At 55.7% G+C, this 16,037-nt stretch carries 21 protein-coding genes; 16 read left to right on the plus strand and 5 right to left on the minus strand.

The features are described from left to right. Positions 1-93 precede the first annotated feature (93 nt). From AVCG78_RS11025 to AVCG78_RS11035, 3 genes are all read right to left on the minus strand, one after another. Positions 94-2,340 (minus strand): hypothetical protein, encoded by a 2,247-nt coding sequence (locus tag AVCG78_RS11025; protein WP_174089696.1) that lies wholly within the window; start codon positions 2,338-2,340, stop codon positions 94-96. A gap of 163 nt (positions 2,341-2,503) precedes the next feature. Further along, entirely contained in the window at positions 2,504-3,538 is a 1,035-nt protein-coding gene (locus AVCG78_RS11030) for an aminotransferase class V-fold PLP-dependent enzyme (RefSeq protein WP_174089712.1), read from the minus strand. A 612-nt stretch (positions 3,539-4,150) separates the two neighbouring features. After that, entirely contained in the window at positions 4,151-4,507 is a 357-nt protein-coding gene (locus AVCG78_RS11035; protein ID WP_041696949.1) for a winged helix-turn-helix transcriptional regulator, read from the minus strand. Between the two features lie 123 nt (positions 4,508-4,630). Here AVCG78_RS11035 and AVCG78_RS11040 point away from each other — a divergent pair, with 123 nt between their 5' ends. The 3 genes from AVCG78_RS11040 (at position 4,631) to AVCG78_RS11050 (ending at position 6,760) form a co-directional block, all read left to right on the plus strand. After that, complete coding sequence (locus AVCG78_RS11040) at positions 4,631-5,230, plus strand: nitroreductase family protein (protein WP_071204898.1); 600 nt, start codon at positions 4,631-4,633, stop codon at positions 5,228-5,230. Positions 5,231-5,250: 20 nt separating this feature from the next. Continuing rightward, the gene (locus AVCG78_RS11045) at positions 5,251-5,652 is read left to right on the plus strand and encodes an ester cyclase (protein ID WP_071204899.1); all 402 of its coding nucleotides are present in this window, start codon (positions 5,251-5,253) and stop codon (positions 5,650-5,652) included. A gap of 778 nt (positions 5,653-6,430) precedes the next feature. Then, the gene (locus tag AVCG78_RS11050; RefSeq protein WP_174089697.1) at positions 6,431-6,760 is read left to right on the plus strand and encodes a helix-turn-helix transcriptional regulator; all 330 of its coding nucleotides are present in this window, start codon (positions 6,431-6,433) and stop codon (positions 6,758-6,760) included. Between the two features lie 505 nt (positions 6,761-7,265). Here the strand turns inward: AVCG78_RS11050 and AVCG78_RS11055 are convergent. Further along, entirely contained in the window at positions 7,266-7,604 is a 339-nt protein-coding gene (locus tag AVCG78_RS11055; protein WP_156601555.1) for a helix-turn-helix domain-containing protein, read from the minus strand. A gap of 154 nt (positions 7,605-7,758) precedes the next feature. Here AVCG78_RS11055 and AVCG78_RS11060 point away from each other — a divergent pair, with 154 nt between their 5' ends. The 12 genes from AVCG78_RS11060 (at position 7,759) to AVCG78_RS11115 (ending at position 15,246) form a co-directional block, all read left to right on the plus strand. Further along, complete coding sequence (locus tag AVCG78_RS11060) at positions 7,759-8,055, plus strand: helix-turn-helix domain-containing protein (RefSeq protein ID WP_156601557.1); 297 nt, start codon at positions 7,759-7,761, stop codon at positions 8,053-8,055. A gap of 122 nt (positions 8,056-8,177) precedes the next feature. After that, entirely contained in the window at positions 8,178-9,095 is a 918-nt protein-coding gene (locus AVCG78_RS11065; protein WP_235694952.1) for a ParB N-terminal domain-containing protein, read from the plus strand. A 2-nt stretch (positions 9,096-9,097) separates the two neighbouring features. Beyond that, positions 9,098-9,559, plus strand: coding sequence for a hypothetical protein (locus AVCG78_RS11070; protein ID WP_156601561.1), 462 nt, complete (start codon positions 9,098-9,100; stop codon positions 9,557-9,559). Next, positions 9,556-11,691, plus strand: coding sequence for a Mu transposase C-terminal domain-containing protein (locus AVCG78_RS11075; RefSeq protein ID WP_156601562.1), 2,136 nt, complete (start codon positions 9,556-9,558; stop codon positions 11,689-11,691). The genes AVCG78_RS11070 and AVCG78_RS11075 overlap by 4 nt, the downstream gene beginning before the upstream one ends. 27 nt (positions 11,692-11,718) lie before the next feature. Beyond that, the gene (locus AVCG78_RS11080; RefSeq protein WP_070166667.1) at positions 11,719-12,486 is read left to right on the plus strand and encodes an AAA family ATPase; all 768 of its coding nucleotides are present in this window, start codon (positions 11,719-11,721) and stop codon (positions 12,484-12,486) included. Further along, on the plus strand, positions 12,486-13,082 hold the full coding sequence (locus tag AVCG78_RS11085; protein ID WP_156601564.1) for a hypothetical protein: 597 nt from the start codon (positions 12,486-12,488) through the stop codon (positions 13,080-13,082). Before AVCG78_RS11080 ends, AVCG78_RS11085 begins: the two co-directional genes overlap by 1 nt. Next, on the plus strand, positions 13,070-13,438 hold the full coding sequence (locus tag AVCG78_RS11090) for a helix-turn-helix domain-containing protein (protein ID WP_234902112.1): 369 nt from the start codon (positions 13,070-13,072) through the stop codon (positions 13,436-13,438). The genes AVCG78_RS11085 and AVCG78_RS11090 overlap by 13 nt, the downstream gene beginning before the upstream one ends. Before the next feature lie 8 nt (positions 13,439-13,446). Then, positions 13,447-14,097, plus strand: coding sequence for a DUF3164 family protein (locus AVCG78_RS11095; protein WP_174089698.1), 651 nt, complete (start codon positions 13,447-13,449; stop codon positions 14,095-14,097). 9 nt (positions 14,098-14,106) lie between these two features. Continuing rightward, positions 14,107-14,364: a hypothetical protein gene (locus AVCG78_RS11100; RefSeq protein ID WP_234902113.1), complete on the plus strand. Its 258-nt coding sequence runs from the start codon at positions 14,107-14,109 to the stop codon at positions 14,362-14,364. Next, positions 14,361-14,612 (plus strand): hypothetical protein, encoded by a 252-nt coding sequence (locus tag AVCG78_RS11105; protein ID WP_156601568.1) that lies wholly within the window; start codon positions 14,361-14,363, stop codon positions 14,610-14,612. The genes AVCG78_RS11100 and AVCG78_RS11105 overlap by 4 nt, the downstream gene beginning before the upstream one ends. Next, the gene (locus AVCG78_RS11110) at positions 14,609-14,827 is read left to right on the plus strand and encodes a hypothetical protein (RefSeq protein WP_156601570.1); all 219 of its coding nucleotides are present in this window, start codon (positions 14,609-14,611) and stop codon (positions 14,825-14,827) included. The genes AVCG78_RS11105 and AVCG78_RS11110 overlap by 4 nt, the downstream gene beginning before the upstream one ends. Then, positions 14,824-15,246, plus strand: coding sequence for a regulatory protein GemA (locus AVCG78_RS11115; protein WP_156601572.1), 423 nt, complete (start codon positions 14,824-14,826; stop codon positions 15,244-15,246). Before AVCG78_RS11110 ends, AVCG78_RS11115 begins: the two co-directional genes overlap by 4 nt. On the opposite strand, the gene AVCG78_RS11120 is transcribed toward AVCG78_RS11115, so the two are convergent. Beyond that, complete coding sequence (locus AVCG78_RS11120) at positions 15,243-15,575, minus strand: hypothetical protein (protein ID WP_156537620.1); 333 nt, start codon at positions 15,573-15,575, stop codon at positions 15,243-15,245. The two genes, AVCG78_RS11115 and AVCG78_RS11120, sit on opposite strands and share 4 nt — an antisense overlap. 77 nt (positions 15,576-15,652) lie before the next feature. Between AVCG78_RS11120 and AVCG78_RS11125 the strand changes: the two genes are divergently transcribed. Beyond that, positions 15,653-16,030: a hypothetical protein gene (locus tag AVCG78_RS11125; RefSeq protein WP_156601574.1), complete on the plus strand. Its 378-nt coding sequence runs from the start codon at positions 15,653-15,655 to the stop codon at positions 16,028-16,030. Positions 16,031-16,037: the final 7 nt, after the last annotated feature.

The raw sequence follows: 16,037 nt of genomic DNA on the forward strand, positions 1-16,037 counted from the left end.
ATGGCAAAAGGGCCGTGTGTTTCATTAAACACACGGCCCTTATCATCTCATTGGGATTGCTTACCCGTCAGCTTTCACTGTGGACGGGGCGGCTCACTGCTGCTTGGTGCCGACGATCTTCTTGGTGATTTCCGTCATGCAATATTCGGCCACGGCGGCAATGGTCCATGCCGGGGTAGCGGCACCGGTGGAGCCGGGAATCAGAGAACCATCAACCACATAGAGGCCTGGTACCACCTTCTTGACCTCTGGTACCTCATTCTTGACGTCTGGTACCTCCTTCTCGTCCTCAGCTGCCAAGACCTGCCCGAATTCGTTGCAGGCCTTGCCAAGCACGCAGCCGCCGAGCGGATGGGCCGTGACGCCATAGGCCACCACGAACTCCTCAGGCACGCGGTTGGGGTCCCAGCCTTTCAAGTTTCGGGCGTGATGCAACCGGGTCGATTGCAGCGCTGGCAGCGGGCCGCGATAGGTCAGCGGTCCATTGCGCCGGGTCAGGCTCTCGCCCTCCTTGCTGGCATTGACTTGTCCCCATGTGGTCAGCACCGTGGTGAGCGCATTGACCGAATCCAGCACGCCGACATTGGTGTCACCATCTTTGGAAGGTTTCGTACCGGCATCAGGCGTATTGGGATAATAGAGACTATAGACCTTGCGGCCCGAAGAACTGGCCGATGCCGCATCCTGGATGAAATAACCAGGCGCCGGCTGGTAGCAGACCGACATATTATAGGTGTTTTGCAGATTGTCGGCTTCGTCATACCAGGCCGGATAGAGCATGAGGCGAATGAAAGACGCCATATTGTTGCTCTTCATGTAGGCGATCGAATCATCGAAAGCCACCTTCAACTCGTCGTCAGAAAGGTCGTGATCCAGACTTTTGTCCTTCACGAAGTAGAAGGAGGCATCGATCGAACCGGGACCGCCATCCGAAGGCCGCGTCTTGATGCTCAGGTCCTGGGTGCCGGTGACATCGCCATTCTGGCCCCAGAACTTGCCAACATATTTGCTCAGAGCTGGCAGGCCTTTGGTGTCAGGTGCCTCCGGATTGGGATTGTTGGAATATTCCAGCAGCATCGATGCCGTATGCATGGAGCCAGCCGAGAAGATCACGTTCTTCGCCCGGTAGACCAATGGTGCCGTATTGGCGACGTCGGTCGGCGCGATCCGCTCGACTGTGATGACATAAATTGGGCTGTCTTTATCGGAATTCGGGTCCTGATAGACATTGGTGACATTGCTCAGGCAACGAATGTCAAGCAGGCCGGTGTCCTTGGCCTGCTTGAGGTAATTCTGGTCCAGCGCCTTCTTGACGCCGAGCAATTCCTGGCCTTCCGACGGCGTCTTCGAGATCGAATAGCTGTTCATCCCATACCACATTTCGCCGATGATGGCGGAGGGCAGCATTTTGACTTCCACTTCCTTGCACACCACGTCCCAGTCGAGCGCCAGCTTGGTATATTCCAGCTGGACAGACTGGATCGGCGTTTTGACGGCCCCGGAATTTACAACAGCATCAATCTTCGCGACCTGCTCCCTGAAGCTGCGGGTGGAAAGATAGGGCGGGCTCTCCATGAGCGGATAGGTAAAGACCGGTTTCTCTCTAACGGGCACCGACACCGTCACCATATTGTCCTTGTCATCGATGGTTTTCGGCCCCATCATGTGCTCGACGGTATCGTAATGCTTCGCCAGCTTGTCGTAGGACAGCAGTACACTCTTGTAGGAGTCCAACTTCTCGGGATCGCGGAAGGCCAGGGTGAAGGCCAGCTGAGACGGCTTCTGGAAGAAGGTATTGTAGACATGCGAGGTGCCGCCGAGCGCCGCGCCAACGATGGTGGTCATGGTTGGTGTCGGGGCGGGAGCATCCGGCACCGGCTCCGGCGGCGGTGGCGGATAGGCAACGATCATTTCCACCAGGCCGGGATAGACCGGGATCGGACGCTGCGCATAGGTGGTCATCGTATTGAAGTTGGCCGTCGCGTCACCCAAATCCTCGGGCTGGCCATAGGTATCCGGTGGGGATTGCGGCGTGCCGAACGGCTCGAGATCCATCATCCAGCCAGCGCGGCCATCCGGCTGGCGATAATTGCTAAACGGCGGCGCTTTGGTGGGCTGGCCTGTGAGATTGCCCCACCAGTCCTTGCCGCGTTCCAAAAGCAGCACGGGCTTGCCTGCCCCCAACGGACGATCAACCTTCTGGAACGCCTCGCACAGCCTGAGCGCGGCGACGCTGCCGCCGAAGCCGGAGCCGATGATGATCGTATCATAGACAGTCTGGCTGACGCTTCCGGGATTGACGATTTCTTCTGCTTGTGCCGAATTATTTTTCAAAGACACGATAAAGACCCCCTAGGAAATATTGGGTTCGAAAGAAATACGAGGTTCAAAGCAGGCCTGTCCGGTCCGGATCGCACCGGACAGGCCTGTTCATTCTCTTGGTTTTGCTTGTCTTTTTGGGAAAACTGGCTTCCCCTCCGGTCAACCGGAAGGGAAATCAAACTCACATGACAATGTGCTGGTGGTTGGCATTCATCTCGACGACTTCATGACGAAGAGAGGGAATGACATCCTGATTGCTGGAGACGATCTCCGCCATGATTTCCGAAATGCGCGTGCAATCGGCTTCGACATAGCCAAGACGGGTGATTTCCGCCGTGCCGACCCGCATGAAGCCATCCACATGGATGTTATGCTGCTTCAGTTTATCGCGATATCCCTGCCCCATCTGCCGGTCGAGCTTGGGCAGCACCTGGTGGCAATAGGATAATTCCGAGAATTTCTTGGTGGACTGGCCCCGCATCTCATAGCCCTTGGCTTGCAGCGTGTTGGCGAAGGCGCGCGAATTCTTCACCACCTGCTCGGCATAACGCTCCCACGGCACTTCATCGATGACGATGCCCAGCGAGGCAATGCGCGCCAGATGCGGATTGCAAATCATCGTCGGTCCATTCAACGGCGTGAAATTGGAGACGATGTCGATGCGATCGTTCAATTCTTTGCTGTTGGTAACGATAATGCCCCCCTGCGGACCGGGGAATGTCTTGTGGGTCGAGCCAAACAGAATATCGGCGCCCTCGTTGAGCGGGTCCTGATACTGCTTGCCAACGATCAGGCCCAGACTATGGGAGCCATCATAGGCGACGATGCCGCCATAGCTATGCACCAGATCGGCCACTTCGCGCACCGGCATGGGAACGGTGAAGATCGACGCGCCAAGAATGACCAGCTTCGGCTTTTCCCGTTCCAGCAGCTCCAGAGTGGCTTCGAGATCGAGCTGCCACTCTTCGTCATCGAACGGAAGCGGCAAGGAAACCCGGTCAAACACTTCGTAATTGAAGGGATATCCGCCACCTGGAAAGAAAGGCGGGACACGCCCGACCTTGTCGCCCGGTGAGGTCAGCGCGAACACAACGGCCATCAGGCTCGCACTGCCGGAAATCGGGGAAATATTCACATACTCGGCGTTAAAAAGTTTTTTGGCCTTTTGCTCGGTGATCGCGACGATTTCCTGGGAAATATCGGTGCCAGCATAAATGGCGCCGCATAGCGGGACGCAAGGTCGGAACTCAGGGCCGCCAACGCGGCCGGAGACATACGGTTTTCACTGACGATCAGGTTGATAGCACCCGTTCTCACATCATTATGCTTGCTAATAAGTTTTACAATTTCATTCATAATTCGCCTCGTTAATCCTGGGAGGTTTAAGGACTGCACGCGAGAATTAGCAGTCAGTAAATTCTAAAACTACCCTAAATTGTAACTGTAATTTTTGATTGTTTTTTTCAACCCAAAAAAAGTCATTCGGCGCCGTCAGGACAGAGACGTCAGGATGTTGCCGACGGCGCATGGCGCGAACTTCATGATCTCCAAGAGCTAGCCTTGGTGAAACATAAACAATAACAATATGTTATGTGATTTCTTAGAAGAAGCCACTACGGCAGGCGGCAAAGGCAGCACGAGGCTCTGCACCGCAATCGACCCGTTTTCGCAATCAGTTTCCGATCCAAGCGTACCGATACCGAGCAGCCCTTGATGAGCGATGGCCCGAAGCTTTTAGCGGCGTATTCAACAGGTCATACGGCGCATGAAACCTTAAGAACCAGCAACCCATCGCTTAATCGATCTATTCGCCAAAAGCCGATGCTTTTTAACGATCACGCCCCAACGATCTGGATTTGCGGATCGTTGCATGATTGGCCTCGGCCCAATTTTTCATCAGATGAAACGGCACCAACAAGGAACGCCCAAGCGGAGTGAGATCATATTCCACCCGCTGCGGGACAACCGGATAGACCCGGCGCTCAACAAGACCATCCAGTTCCAATCGCCGAAGCGTCTGCGACAACATCCGCTGCGAAATATCGGGAATGCATCGCTTCAGCTCTGAAAACCGCAGCGTCCCCCCTTCGAGGTGCAGAGCGATCAGCATGCTCCAGCGGTCGGATACGCGGTGAAGCACATCGCGTATGGGGCAGTTTTCCAGGTTGTTTTCCAGAGTTTCCATCACGTTAAACGATTGCCCGGTTACCTCGGGGTTACCAGGTAATTTCTCGCTCCCTTTCTTGCGCCGCTGACCACCGCGCCATAGCCTGGCGCGACTGGTAACGAGAAGAGAGCAGGTTCAATAATGGATGTAAAGACAATCTCCCGCACAGCGGATCACCCAATCGAAGATTTCTTCGTGGATCGCTGGTCTCCGCGCGCCTTCACCGAAGAGACGATTTCCGAACAGGATTTGCTTGGCGTGCTGGAGGCGGCGCGCTGGGCACCCTCCGGCCTGAACGCCCAGCCCTGGCGCTTTATTTACAGCTTCCGCGGAGAATCCCAATTTGATGGAGTCATCGCGGCGCTCTGGGAAGGAAACCGGATCTGGGCGCAACATGCGGCGGCGCTGATCGTCATCACCACAAAGACAACTCTCGTTCCGCCGGGCAGCGATGCGGAGGTTCCCAATCCCGGCCACACCTTCGACGCGGGAACAGCCTGGGGCTATCTCGCGCTCCAAGCCCATTTGAAGGGCTGGTCCACCCATGCCATGGGCGGCATTGACCCAGTAAAGACCGCCGAAGCGGTCAATATGCCCGAGGGATATGCCATGCAGGTGGTCATCGCGATTGGACGACGCGCAAGTGCTGACCAGCTTCCCGAGGCGCTGCGCGGACGCGAAGCACCAAGCCCGCGCCGCCCTGTCAACACCTCCGCGTTCCACGGCACATTTCCCCTTTGAACTGAATAGAGGCAAAAATCATGAACGAGCATAAAAAGGCGATTGTCAAAAAACTCATTGAGGAGGTTCAAGTCGGCGGCAATTACGCCGTCTTCGATGCCCTGATGCATCCTGATTTCATCGACCACACGCCCACGCCCGGCTTCGCACCGGATCGCGACAGCGTGCGGGCATTCTACCGTGCCTTCCACGCCTCCTTCTCCGAACCGGTCTGCGAGATCGATTTTCAGACCGCCGAAGGCGACCTCGTCACCACCCGCAAGGTCTATTCCGTTACCCACACTGGCGCCTTTAACGGCATTCCGCCAACCGGACGGCGCATAACATTCGATGTTATCGATGTGCTGAAGGTCGAAGGTGAGTTCATTACCGCGCATTGGGGCATTCTGAACCTCATGAAGATCGTCGCGCAGATAAGCTGACCCAAGAAATACCGGCGCGCGGGATTATCTGCGCGCCTGCGCCTGTCGGAACGAGGGGGTAGAGGAAAAGGTCCGAATCAAGGGATCGAAACCAAAAAGCTCCAAATCTTTGTCGCCACCGTGATCTGGCACCCTTCTGCATAATTCCTCAAACCAGAATCGATTCAACTGTAGGGGGGTACTACCTTTGTCACACGGCCTGTTCACCTGATCCCCGATGCAAGCCCTTGCTTTTCAAAGAGTTCGCCAACACACGGCGTGTCTCCATCCGCTAACGGAATGAAAGAACGGGAGGAAAAGTGGCGGATTATCGCGCAATCTTTGTCACACATTCGCGCATTCTTCTCGCATTGTTCTGTCAATCATGCTGATGAGAACAACATTATGGAAAGAAAAGGGAAAATCCCCGCCGCGTCAAACTTGACCCTATAAAACGGGGCTTTCCGGCTTGCGGTTTGCTGTAGCTTCGATGCGGTCGGGAATTTTGAGGTGGGAAATCTCTTCCCACCTTGGAACCGAATTTCCCACCTTGTTTACCCCTTTGAAAATCATGAGGATTTCCGTCAGCGCGGCTCACTTATGTAATAAGAGAGGTGGGAAGCGTCAAAAATGGGAAATTGACCGCCTGCGGATTGTCTAACGGCTGATGTGACAACTATGCGATGGTGGCCTCGGCGGCCCTGGCGACACATAGTTAGCGCTTGGTGTGGATAGCGCGACGGGCGGCGGAATGGGCATTGTTAGATATAAGGTGCGGGCATGGCGTAAGGCGGCTGAAATGACGCAAGCCGATCTAGCGTTGGCGACCGGAAAAACCGTACAGACAATATCAGCCTTGGAGCGCGGACGGCCTACCCGCCAGTCAACACTTGATGCCGTGGCTCGGGTGTTTGACGTTACGCCGGAAGCCTTGCGAAGTGATCCGCCAACCATGCTTATGTCCCCGGACGAGGTCGAGGCTTTGGAGACGACAGGGCGGATTTTAAGCGCGATTGCCCAGATGGCGGCGGGGGGGCGAGATATCCGGCCATTATATCTGGCGCTGCAAAGAATGAAGACGGCGTCTCGCAGACGCCAAACAGCTTACACTCATAACAACCAACCATAAGATCAGCGATTTGCAACTCGTCATTGCCGAGCGATGATATCAGTGATGAGAGCTGCTTCCGCTTGACCATTTTTACCCCGTAAATCCAAGGGGTAATTTATATCAAGCTAATGTAATAGTGGTAATTTTTTTCTGCTCAAAAACTTAAAGTTTGGTAGGTGAAAATCAACCATTTACCATCGGTATTCGGGGGTAATTTCCCGCCCTAATTTTAAGTTCGAATATACGCATATCAGGTTGAAAAATAAAAGCTTTTGACTTCAAAGGCCGAAGGCGATTTATAGGCCTGCACAAGCGCATGTGGTTGTATTTTATGGGCGTTTAGTGTGGGGCAAGATAATGAACAGGCGTGAATTTTTAGGGCTTTTGGCCGCCGGGTCGGTGGATGTGAAGGTGCGGTCGAGGATGTCAAAAGCGCTCGACGAATTGGAAGCCGCCGCGAAGCAGGTGTATGGGCCTGTCGAGTTAAATTTGGTGCGGGTGAATGGCCCGACTACACCACTTATCATTTATGCAGTTCGTGATTGATAATCGCCGTCAGGATATCATAAACCAACGGCTGCCGGTGCTCTGGCAGCCGGTTAAACTCGGCCGCTAACTTCATCGATATAGCTGCGGCATCTGCCTTTCCCTCGACCAACTCTTCTAAAGTAAGTCCTACGGCTCGTGCAATTTTGAGCGCGTTAGTCGCGGATGGCTCTGATCGCAGAGACACGTACTTATTGAGAGTGCCGACAGGAATACCTGTCTTAGCCGACATAACCCCCGACTTCCCGCCAGCCTGAATGGCAGCTTTGATGCGCTCGCGAAACGCGAGATCGCGGGTGGTCGCTTCTTCCGACACAAAAGCTCCTTTTAATTCCCAATTAGGAATTGACGTAATTCCTAATTGGGAATATCCGTGTGTTTAGCAGCCCGCTTCGGCAGGCCGCAAATGTTACCGAACCACCAACAAAAAGCGGACGTTGCCGCGTCCGCTTATGCCAGGAGTAACAGCTATGGGTGTCATCAATTGGACCCCGAAGCGGATACTTTGCGAGATCCAAGAGCGTGGCATGACGCTCGAACAACTCGCACTCCGCAACGGTCGCAATCCGAACAGCTTTCGCCACATCTGGAAGCGCCCCAACTCAGTCAACGAACAGATCGTTGCTGACTTCATTGGGCAGAAGGTCGAAACCCTCTGGCCTAACCGATATCCCAAAACCAAAACTCGTGTGTACGATAGCAAGAAACACGGACCGTTAGAAAGTCAAAAGTCTAACGCTCCTGTTGACAAGCGGGTGGCAGCATGACGGCCCCCGTGTCAGCGAAAAAGAGTACGGCAGGCGAAAGCTTCAATCCGCTCGATATAGCGACGACGGCGACCCCAGCGTCGGCGCAGAAAAAAAAGCTATACACTCCGGAAGCTTCTCCCGTGCTTGTGGCTTTAGAGGTGCCGCTTTCGGAAATTGACATCCCGGCAGACCGCGCTCGTGGTCTCGACTCGGCTTGGGCGGAAGCCCTTGCGGGAATGATTGCCGAACGGGGCCTAATCAATCCGATCACCGTGCGCATCGTTGAAGGGCGCAAGCGCCTTGTAACAGGCCTTCATCGCCACGCAGCCTTTGTACTGCTGGAACGCGGAGCCATTCCCGCCCGCATTTCCGAGGCTGCCACAGATGATGAAGCTCGGCTTGAAGAGGTTATGGAGAACCTTGGGCGGAACGAGCTGAAGGTGTTGGACCGTTGCCACCACCTGTATGAGCTAAAGCAAGTCTACGAACGACTGCACCCAGAAACCAAAGCCGGTACGGCTGGGGCTATGGCCAAGCACGGAGCTGCAAACGAAATCTTTGCGTTTGCAGCGGATACCGCCGAGAAGATCGGGCTTTCCCGCCGCTCCATCGAGATTGCCGTTAAAATCTGGAAAGACCTGTCCGTTGCCTCGCGCCAACGGTGCGCTGGCACATGGCTTGCCGATCATCAGGCGGGCCTAAAGCAGCTTGCCGAACAGACGCCCGCGCAACAGGCAAAGGTGCTTGACCTTTTGTTTGCCAATCCCCCACGCGCCACCAATGTGCCGGACGCGCTGACCATCCTTGAGAATGGCCGGGTGATGACCCATGTCGAAAAGAAGGTCGCTGCCGTCAATAAGACGCTGGAAAAGCTGCCCGCTCCTGTGGCTGGACAGGTCGCATCCTCGCATATCGATGCCCGCTTGGCCGAATTGCAAAAGAGCATTGCAACGTTGAGCAAGTTTTTTGGCGGGTTGAAAGACGACGAGTTGGACACAGTCGTTGCCGACCATGAAGAACGCATCATTGCCTCTTTGAAGCGCCGGGGTCGCATCTGACCATGACGAAGCGCCGCGATCCGCACACGCTGGACCTTTTTCGGGACTACACGCCCCCGGAAGTTGTGCCGGCTTTTGAGCCGGAGATTTCTAAGGGCGGCACTCTCGATGTGAAGATTTCCCGCGTCCTGTCCGAGGCTATGGCCCGCAGTGGCAGGACCCGCGCCGAGATCGCGGCGGAAATGTCTGACTACCTGTCCCAAAGAGTGACCGAAAACATGCTGGATTGCTACGCCTCACCAGCGCGCCGCGATCAAAAGATCACGCTTGAGCGGTTCGTCGCGCTCGTTGATGTCACTGATTGCTATGAGCTGCTGAATTTCATTTGCGATTTTGCTGGCTTTGTCGCTGTCCCCGCACGCTATGCGGAGGTGATCCGCCTCTGGCAGACAGAGGAACGCCTTGCCGACTTGGAACGTCAACGTGCCGCACTGCGGGGCCGTGTTGGGGGGCTGTTGAAATGATCTTTCTCACCGCCCAGGAAATCGCTGATGCTGGGGTCCGCCTGAAGCTGAAGGCCCTGCCGAACACCAAGCGCGGCGTGCAGGATCACGTTGATCGCCATGATTGGAAAAGCCTCCCTGACAGCCTTTGCCGTAAGCGCGCTGGCCGCGAAGGCGGCGGCGGGTTTGAATATCATATCTCGCTTTTGCCTGAAGCATTGCAGGCCGCTTTGCATGGTGAACATACCCGCGAATTGGTGGCCGCAAGCCAGCAGGCGAAGAAGTCGCAAGAGTTGGCAAAGCGCGAAAAGCTCTCCACCGCCGCTCTTTCGGCCCGCCAGCGCGAGGTGATGACGGCGCGGTCAGCAGTGCTGTCTGCCATCGAGGCGCACCAGATCGCGGAAGGTATGTCACAGCGGCAGGCGATCCAATCATTTTTAGCTGATCCATTGGCAGCAAGTATCACGGACGCTGTGATGAAAGCGGCGAATGACCGGAACGACAGCGCCGATGTGAGTATGCGGACGATCCAGCGTTGGTTTTCGATGCGTGACACGTCCGGCATAGGTGCATTGGCCCCCTTGCCGACCAAGGAAAAGCAGGAGGTGCCATCTTGGTTTTGGCAGTTTCTGCGATTTTATGCACAGCCGACAAAGCCTTGCCTGACGGATGCGTTAGAGAATTACTGCAAAGCGTTGCCCGCGCATATCATGCCGCCGAACTACGATCAGGTGCGGCGTTTGATGGCGCGGCTCGGCAATGTCGAGAGGCACCGGGGCCGCGAAGGGTCACTGACACTGAAGAGCCGCATGGCGTACACACTGCGCTCGACGGCTGATCTGTTACCCGGCTGCGTTTATACCGCTGATGGTAAGACTTTTGACGCCGAGATTGCCCACCCGATCCACGGCCAGCCGTTCCGCCCGGAAATCACCAGCATTGTCGATGTGGCCACGCGCCGTTGCGTCGGATTTTCCTTTGGCCTTGCCGAAAACACCATCGGCGTCGTCGATGCGCTCCGCTATGCCTGCGAACAGAACGGCATTCCGGCAATCTTTTACGTGGACCGTGGTCCCGGCTTTAAGAATGACGTGCTGGACAATGAGCTGACGGGCATCACCGAGCGCCTTGGCATTACCAAGCTGCATTCCTTTCCGCAAAATTCGCAAGCGAGAGGCATTATCGAACGTTTCAATGGTTCCGTCTGGAACCCTCTTGCCAAGGAATACGAGACCTATATCGGCGTGGATATGGACAGGCAGGCCCGCCAAAAGTCTTTCAAAGTCACCCGCAAAGACATCAAGCAATTTGGTGCCTCCAAGAAACTGCCATCATGGCAGGAGTTTCTAACGGCCTGTGTCAATGCCGTGGCCTCCTACAATGCCAAGCCGCATTCATCGCTGCCGGGCAAGATGTCCCCGAACCAGATGTGGGAATACCATGCCTCCACCGGCTTCGAGATCGTGCCGGTTCTGGAGCATGAGAAGAACGACCTTTTCAGGCCTTACGTTAAGCGCCGCACCCGTCGCGCCATGATCGAATGGCTGACTAACACTTACTTCCACATGGCATTGGAAGAGTTCCACGGCGATGACGTGCTGGTCGGTTACGATATCCACGATGCCAGCAAGGTTTGGGTGCGGGAGATCGAGCGCCGCGATGGCGAAGAGCTGATGGGCCGCTTGATCTGCGTCGCCGTCTTTGCCGGAAACGAAGAGCGTTACATCCCGCTGACCATGGAGCGGGCGGCAATCGAGAAGCGCGCTGCATCCCGCGCCCGTCGTCTTAACGACCATCTTGCCGAGGTCGATGCCGAATTGTCGCCAGCTCGCTATCTGGAGGCCACGGCACAACAGCCAATTCAGATGATCGACGTGACACCAGAGCCTGTATCCGCAGGCCCGACGCTGGTTGTCAGCAATGGTCAGGAAATTTCTCAAAGCCTGCCGGTAGCGAGTGAGCAACCTCGCAAGCGGGGCTTTGCAACGGATGAGGAGCTTGCCGCATGGGCGCTCGAACATCCCGATCAAGTCACCAGTACCCACGTTCGCGTCTTGAGATCGGCGCTCCAACGCCCCGGCTCAATTGAACTTCTCCGACTGTCAGGCATCGACCTGGACGCGCTTCGAAACCTCATCCGCGCCGCTGCCTGACAGTCGTCAACACCAAGGAAAATACGCATGAAGAATGTTTTTGTCGAGACCAGCAACGTGAAACGGTTTCAATCTGCCCTTGCCGCCCTTGAGCAGCGCGGTGCGCAGGAGGCCTGCCTTGCTGTTGTCGATGGCCTGCCCGGCTTGGGCAAAACCACCACGCTCAAGCATTGGGTCGCACACAATGGTGCCATTTATCTGCGGGCCAAGAAAGAATGGACAGCAGCATGGTTCATGAACGAGTTGCTGGAAGAGCTTCGCGCCAATCCACCGCACTCATTCCAGAAGAAGTTCCAGAAGGTCATTGAAGAGCTGGCAATGCGCAACAATGCCGCTGCCATGGCCCGACGCAACTTTGCGCTTGTCATCGACGAGGCCGACCATATCAGCAAGAAGGAAACCATCCTCGAAACCGTCCGCGACATTTCCGACATTATCGAATTGCCGATCATTCTTGTCGGCATGGGCAAGGTCAACGATCACCTGACCCGCTTCCCGCAGGTGTCCTCGCGTGTCAGCCAGAAAGTCCGGTTCGAAAAGGCAACCCTTACCGATGTTAAAACGCTGATCGACCAGCGTTGTGAGGTCAAGGTTGCCGACGATCTGGCCGGTTTCGTGTTCAAGGTCTCCCAAGGCTACAACCGAGAAGTGCTGGAAGCCATCGCTAATATCGAACGGTTCGGCTTGCGCATGGAGCCCGGCGATCAAGGCGTTAGCATGGCCGACATGGCGGGCATGGCGATCATTAAGGACCGCCACAACGGCCAGTCCATCATGGTGCCGGAGGTGCTGTGATGACGGCGCGGCTTGAAAACGGCACATTGCCGACAACCCTCCTGCATTGCCTTGCTGACGGTTCATGCAAAACCATTGACGAACTGGACGCCACTCTGTCGCTGGACCGGGGGCAGATTTCGGATGGAGCTTTCAGGCTCATCATGCGCGGCTATGTCGAGCGCATTGAAAAGGGCTGCTATCAATTGACGCCTGCGGGCGTGGATGCCGCCGCCCGTGGCGAGATCCTGAAAGGTGGCCCGATCCGGCCCGACACGGCGAGTGTTCGCAAACCCGTACTCGGCACATTCCGCCAACGGGTTTGGACCGCTATTCGCATGGGTGGCAACTTCACCATTGGTGACATTGTGATGGTTGCGGCCACGGCAGAAGACAAAGACGCAGACAACAATGCCCGGTGGTATGTGCGCCGCCTGAAGAGTGCCGGTTACGTGGTCGAATTACCCCTTCGCCAGCGCGGCACCAAGCTAACGTCCAGCGGCCATAAGCGTTTTCGGCTTCTGAAGGATACCGGAGCAAAAGCACCCGTCTACCGCCCGAAGACCAAGACCCTCCACGATTACAACATCTGCGAGGACGTGCCATGCAGCAAATGAAGCTGATGGGCCTGGCCGATCCCGCCTGGATGGATGTGTTGCGGGCCGAGGCCGAAAAGCCGGGCCGCACCAAGGCAGCGATTGCCAAGGAACTCGGCGTGTCACGCACAGCAATCTCTCTGCTGTGTGCGGGCAAATACAGCGCCCGGACCGACAAGGTGCAAGCCAAGATCGCTGGCCCTGTCATGGCGCTTTACGCCCACCGTGTCTGGTGTCCGCACCTTCGTAAAGCGATTTCGGCAGATGCCTGCGCCGAACATCACGCCGCTCCCATGTCCACCAACGATCCTGGCAAGCTCAAGCATTGGGCCGCTTGCCGCAATTGCAAACAAAACCCCGAAAATCAAACCTCATGAGGAACATCATGGACATCAACATTCCCGACAGCATCCCGACCGAGATCATCAATGGCCTGCCTTACGTCAATAAAGGCAAAGGGGAGCTGATTGCACTGTCTGCAATCAAGCCCGAACATATCGAAGAGGACGAACTGGTGCGCCGCCTAACGGCCAAGGCCGCTCGCTTTAACCAGATTTTGGCCTTGTTCCGCAGTGAAGTGTTTGAAGAGGTTGTCGCTTACCGCGAATTGCTGGCGGATAAATACGGCGTCAAACGCCGTGGAGCGAAAGGCAACATCACCCTTTCCACCGTTGATACCAGCCTACGTTTGACCATTCAGGTGTCGGACACGCTCACCTTCGGCCCTGAACTGGAAGTGGCCAAGGAGATTATCGACGGATGCATTCGCCGCTGGTCGGCTGGTTCTAACGACAATATCCGTGCCCTGATTGATCAGGCGTTCCAAGTGGACAAGCAAGGCCAGCTCAACACCGACCGTATCCTTGGGCTGAAGCGTCTCAAGATCGTGGACGAAACCGGCGAATGGGAGAAGGCCATGGGCATTATCTCCGACTCGGTGCGGGTCATGGCGTCCAAGGAGCATGCCCGGTTTTACCGTGTCGAAAAAGAGAGCGGTAATGCGGTGCGTATCGCCCTTGATCTTGCCAATGCGTGAGGATGCGCTGTGGCCGACCAGATGACATCAGGCACGTATAGCCAAGGCTATGCGCTTTGCACGGCGACTGGCGTGTTGCTCGGCCACAGTTACCGCGCAACCGAAGCGGAAGCCATCGCCTCGGTCTTCGTAAATCCCGTCCACCGTGATGCATTTTGGCAAGCCGCCCAGGCCGAGGGCATGACGGTGCAATTCGTCTACGCCCACATTTTCACCCCGAAATTCTTTGTCACCATCCCTTCAGAAGAAAAGGTAGATGCAGCATGAACAGCATGATTTCGTCGTCACTCTACGCCACTCTTAGCGCCACCCGGCTTTGCCCTGTTTGCACACAGGCAGCCATGCCCACCAGCGATCAGCAGAAAGACATGCAACTGGTCCGCTACCAGTGCGGGGCAGTCTTTGGCGTTAGCGATCGTCTGGGGTCCATCGTCGCTCAAGACCCATGCCCATCAGCCTCGGAGATCGCGGCAGTGCGCTTGACGGCCAAAACTGATCTGGCGATTGCGGCATGAGCTATGACTATATCCGCAATTACTATGGCGTTGACGTACCCATCGGACGGCATATCCAGCACACGGTTACGGGCCGGTTCGGAGTTGTGCGACCGGAAAGCGGTAGCAACAGCCATTATGTACAGGTCCAGTTCGAGGGCGACCGGCACGTTTCAAACTGCCATCCGAATGAACTGGATTATGATGTGGCCGACATGCTGACGGGTGCGGCATGAACACCAACGCCATCATCAACATTGCGAAAACCCAGCTCGGTCTCGACGAGGTGACCTACCGTGCTTTGCTTATACGGGTGACAGGCACCGAGTCATTGCGGAAAATGACTGACCGCCAGAAGCTGGCAGTTGTCGATGAACTCAAAAAGAAGGGCTTTAAAGTCACGCCATCGGCCAGACAAAAGCTGTCGGTTTCCGATAAGCGCTATATCCGCCTCATCCACGCGCTGTGGAACTCTTGCCACCGCTTAGGCGTGGTTTCTAACGGTTCCCGCGCAGCGCTTCGTGAATTTTGCCGGGGTATCCTTTACCCCGGCAATAACAAGGTGGCCGTCGATCCCGACACGCTGGACTACGAGAAAGCGACCAAAGTGATCGACGCGCTGAAAGCCATGGAAAAGCGGGGTGCCGAATGCTAACGGCAGGCTGCTATTCCCATTGCGGAACCGCCTGTTTCGTAAGAAACAGGGTCATAAATCCAAACGCTTTTGAGTGTGCCTTCCGGAGCTCCAGAATGCTTCAGAAGTATGCAGACATATTGGGCAAATCCGTCGCGAGGAGACCCGTCCGACTGCATCGAAAGCCATATCACGTTGTCCTCAGCGGAACGCCACTTCGCATCAATCACTTTTTTTTCCTGTTTGATCGCTTTCAGTGCACGCGACTGCCATTGTTGCAATTCGTTGGCTGCAATAGCGGGTTGCACAATGAAGGTAACCATGAACGGGAGTGCAAACACAAATTTCATAAACAGACCCCTAACTTTGACGACAATCGTCTAGCAGTTGAACCTCATCCGCGACAATCGCCATTTGCGAGTATCGAATGAAGAGCTTGGTTGAGGTTAAAAAAGTCCCGCGATCCTTGCGTGATGTGGCTGAAACTCTGGGCGATCATGCTGCTTTGCGGCTTATGGCTACATTTCCAGGTCAGGAGGTTTACTTCCCGTCCAAACCAAATGACGATCACCCGATTATCGCGGCGCTTGGCAAAGAGGCAGGATATGCGCTATGTGATTTCTTGGCGGGCGCGATTGTTTACGTGCCGAATGGCAAGACCGGCGTCCGATCCGAAGTCCTGAGACTTCAGGCTGAGGGTCGGGACCGACGCGAGATTGCCAGTGTCTTGAATGTCAGCCAGCGCCACGTGCGTCGCGTCGCCAATAAACAGCAAAATGAAGATCAGTTCGACCTGTTTTCCTGACCGGACG

It is taken from the genome of Gillisella vitis (genome assembly GCF_021559775.1).
GTDB lineage: Bacteria > Pseudomonadota > Alphaproteobacteria > Rhizobiales > Rhizobiaceae > Allorhizobium > Allorhizobium ampelinum.

Bases quoted from the DNA above. Each gene is read 5' to 3' on its own strand.
- AVCG78_RS11060 (WP_156601557.1), top strand. From the start codon at position 7,759: ATGGGTGTCATCAATTGGACCCCGAAGCGGATACTTTGCGAGATCCAA.
- AVCG78_RS11080 (WP_070166667.1), top strand. From the start codon at position 11,719: ATGAAGAATGTTTTTGTCGAGACCAGCAACGTGAAACGGTTTCAATCT.
- AVCG78_RS11085 (WP_156601564.1), top strand. From the start codon at position 12,486: ATGACGGCGCGGCTTGAAAACGGCACATTGCCGACAACCCTCCTGCAT.
- AVCG78_RS11035 (WP_041696949.1), bottom strand. From the start codon at position 4,507: ATGGAAACTCTGGAAAACAACCTGGAAAACTGCCCCATACGCGATGTG.
- AVCG78_RS11095 (WP_174089698.1), top strand. From the start codon at position 13,447: ATGGACATCAACATTCCCGACAGCATCCCGACCGAGATCATCAATGGC.
- AVCG78_RS11050 (WP_174089697.1), top strand. From the start codon at position 6,431: ATGACGCAAGCCGATCTAGCGTTGGCGACCGGAAAAACCGTACAGACA.
- AVCG78_RS11090 (WP_234902112.1), top strand. From the start codon at position 13,070: ATGCAGCAAATGAAGCTGATGGGCCTGGCCGATCCCGCCTGGATGGAT.
- AVCG78_RS11115 (WP_156601572.1), top strand. From the start codon at position 14,824: ATGAACACCAACGCCATCATCAACATTGCGAAAACCCAGCTCGGTCTC.
- AVCG78_RS11045 (WP_071204899.1), top strand. From the start codon at position 5,251: ATGAACGAGCATAAAAAGGCGATTGTCAAAAAACTCATTGAGGAGGTT.
- AVCG78_RS11070 (WP_156601561.1), top strand. From the start codon at position 9,098: ATGACGAAGCGCCGCGATCCGCACACGCTGGACCTTTTTCGGGACTAC.
- AVCG78_RS11105 (WP_156601568.1), top strand. From the start codon at position 14,361: ATGAACAGCATGATTTCGTCGTCACTCTACGCCACTCTTAGCGCCACC.
- AVCG78_RS11120 (WP_156537620.1), bottom strand. From the start codon at position 15,575: ATGAAATTTGTGTTTGCACTCCCGTTCATGGTTACCTTCATTGTGCAA.
- AVCG78_RS11040 (WP_071204898.1), top strand. From the start codon at position 4,631: ATGGATGTAAAGACAATCTCCCGCACAGCGGATCACCCAATCGAAGAT.
- AVCG78_RS11110 (WP_156601570.1), top strand. From the start codon at position 14,609: ATGAGCTATGACTATATCCGCAATTACTATGGCGTTGACGTACCCATC.
- AVCG78_RS11125 (WP_156601574.1), top strand. From the start codon at position 15,653: ATGAAGAGCTTGGTTGAGGTTAAAAAAGTCCCGCGATCCTTGCGTGAT.
- AVCG78_RS11075 (WP_156601562.1), top strand. From the start codon at position 9,556: ATGATCTTTCTCACCGCCCAGGAAATCGCTGATGCTGGGGTCCGCCTG.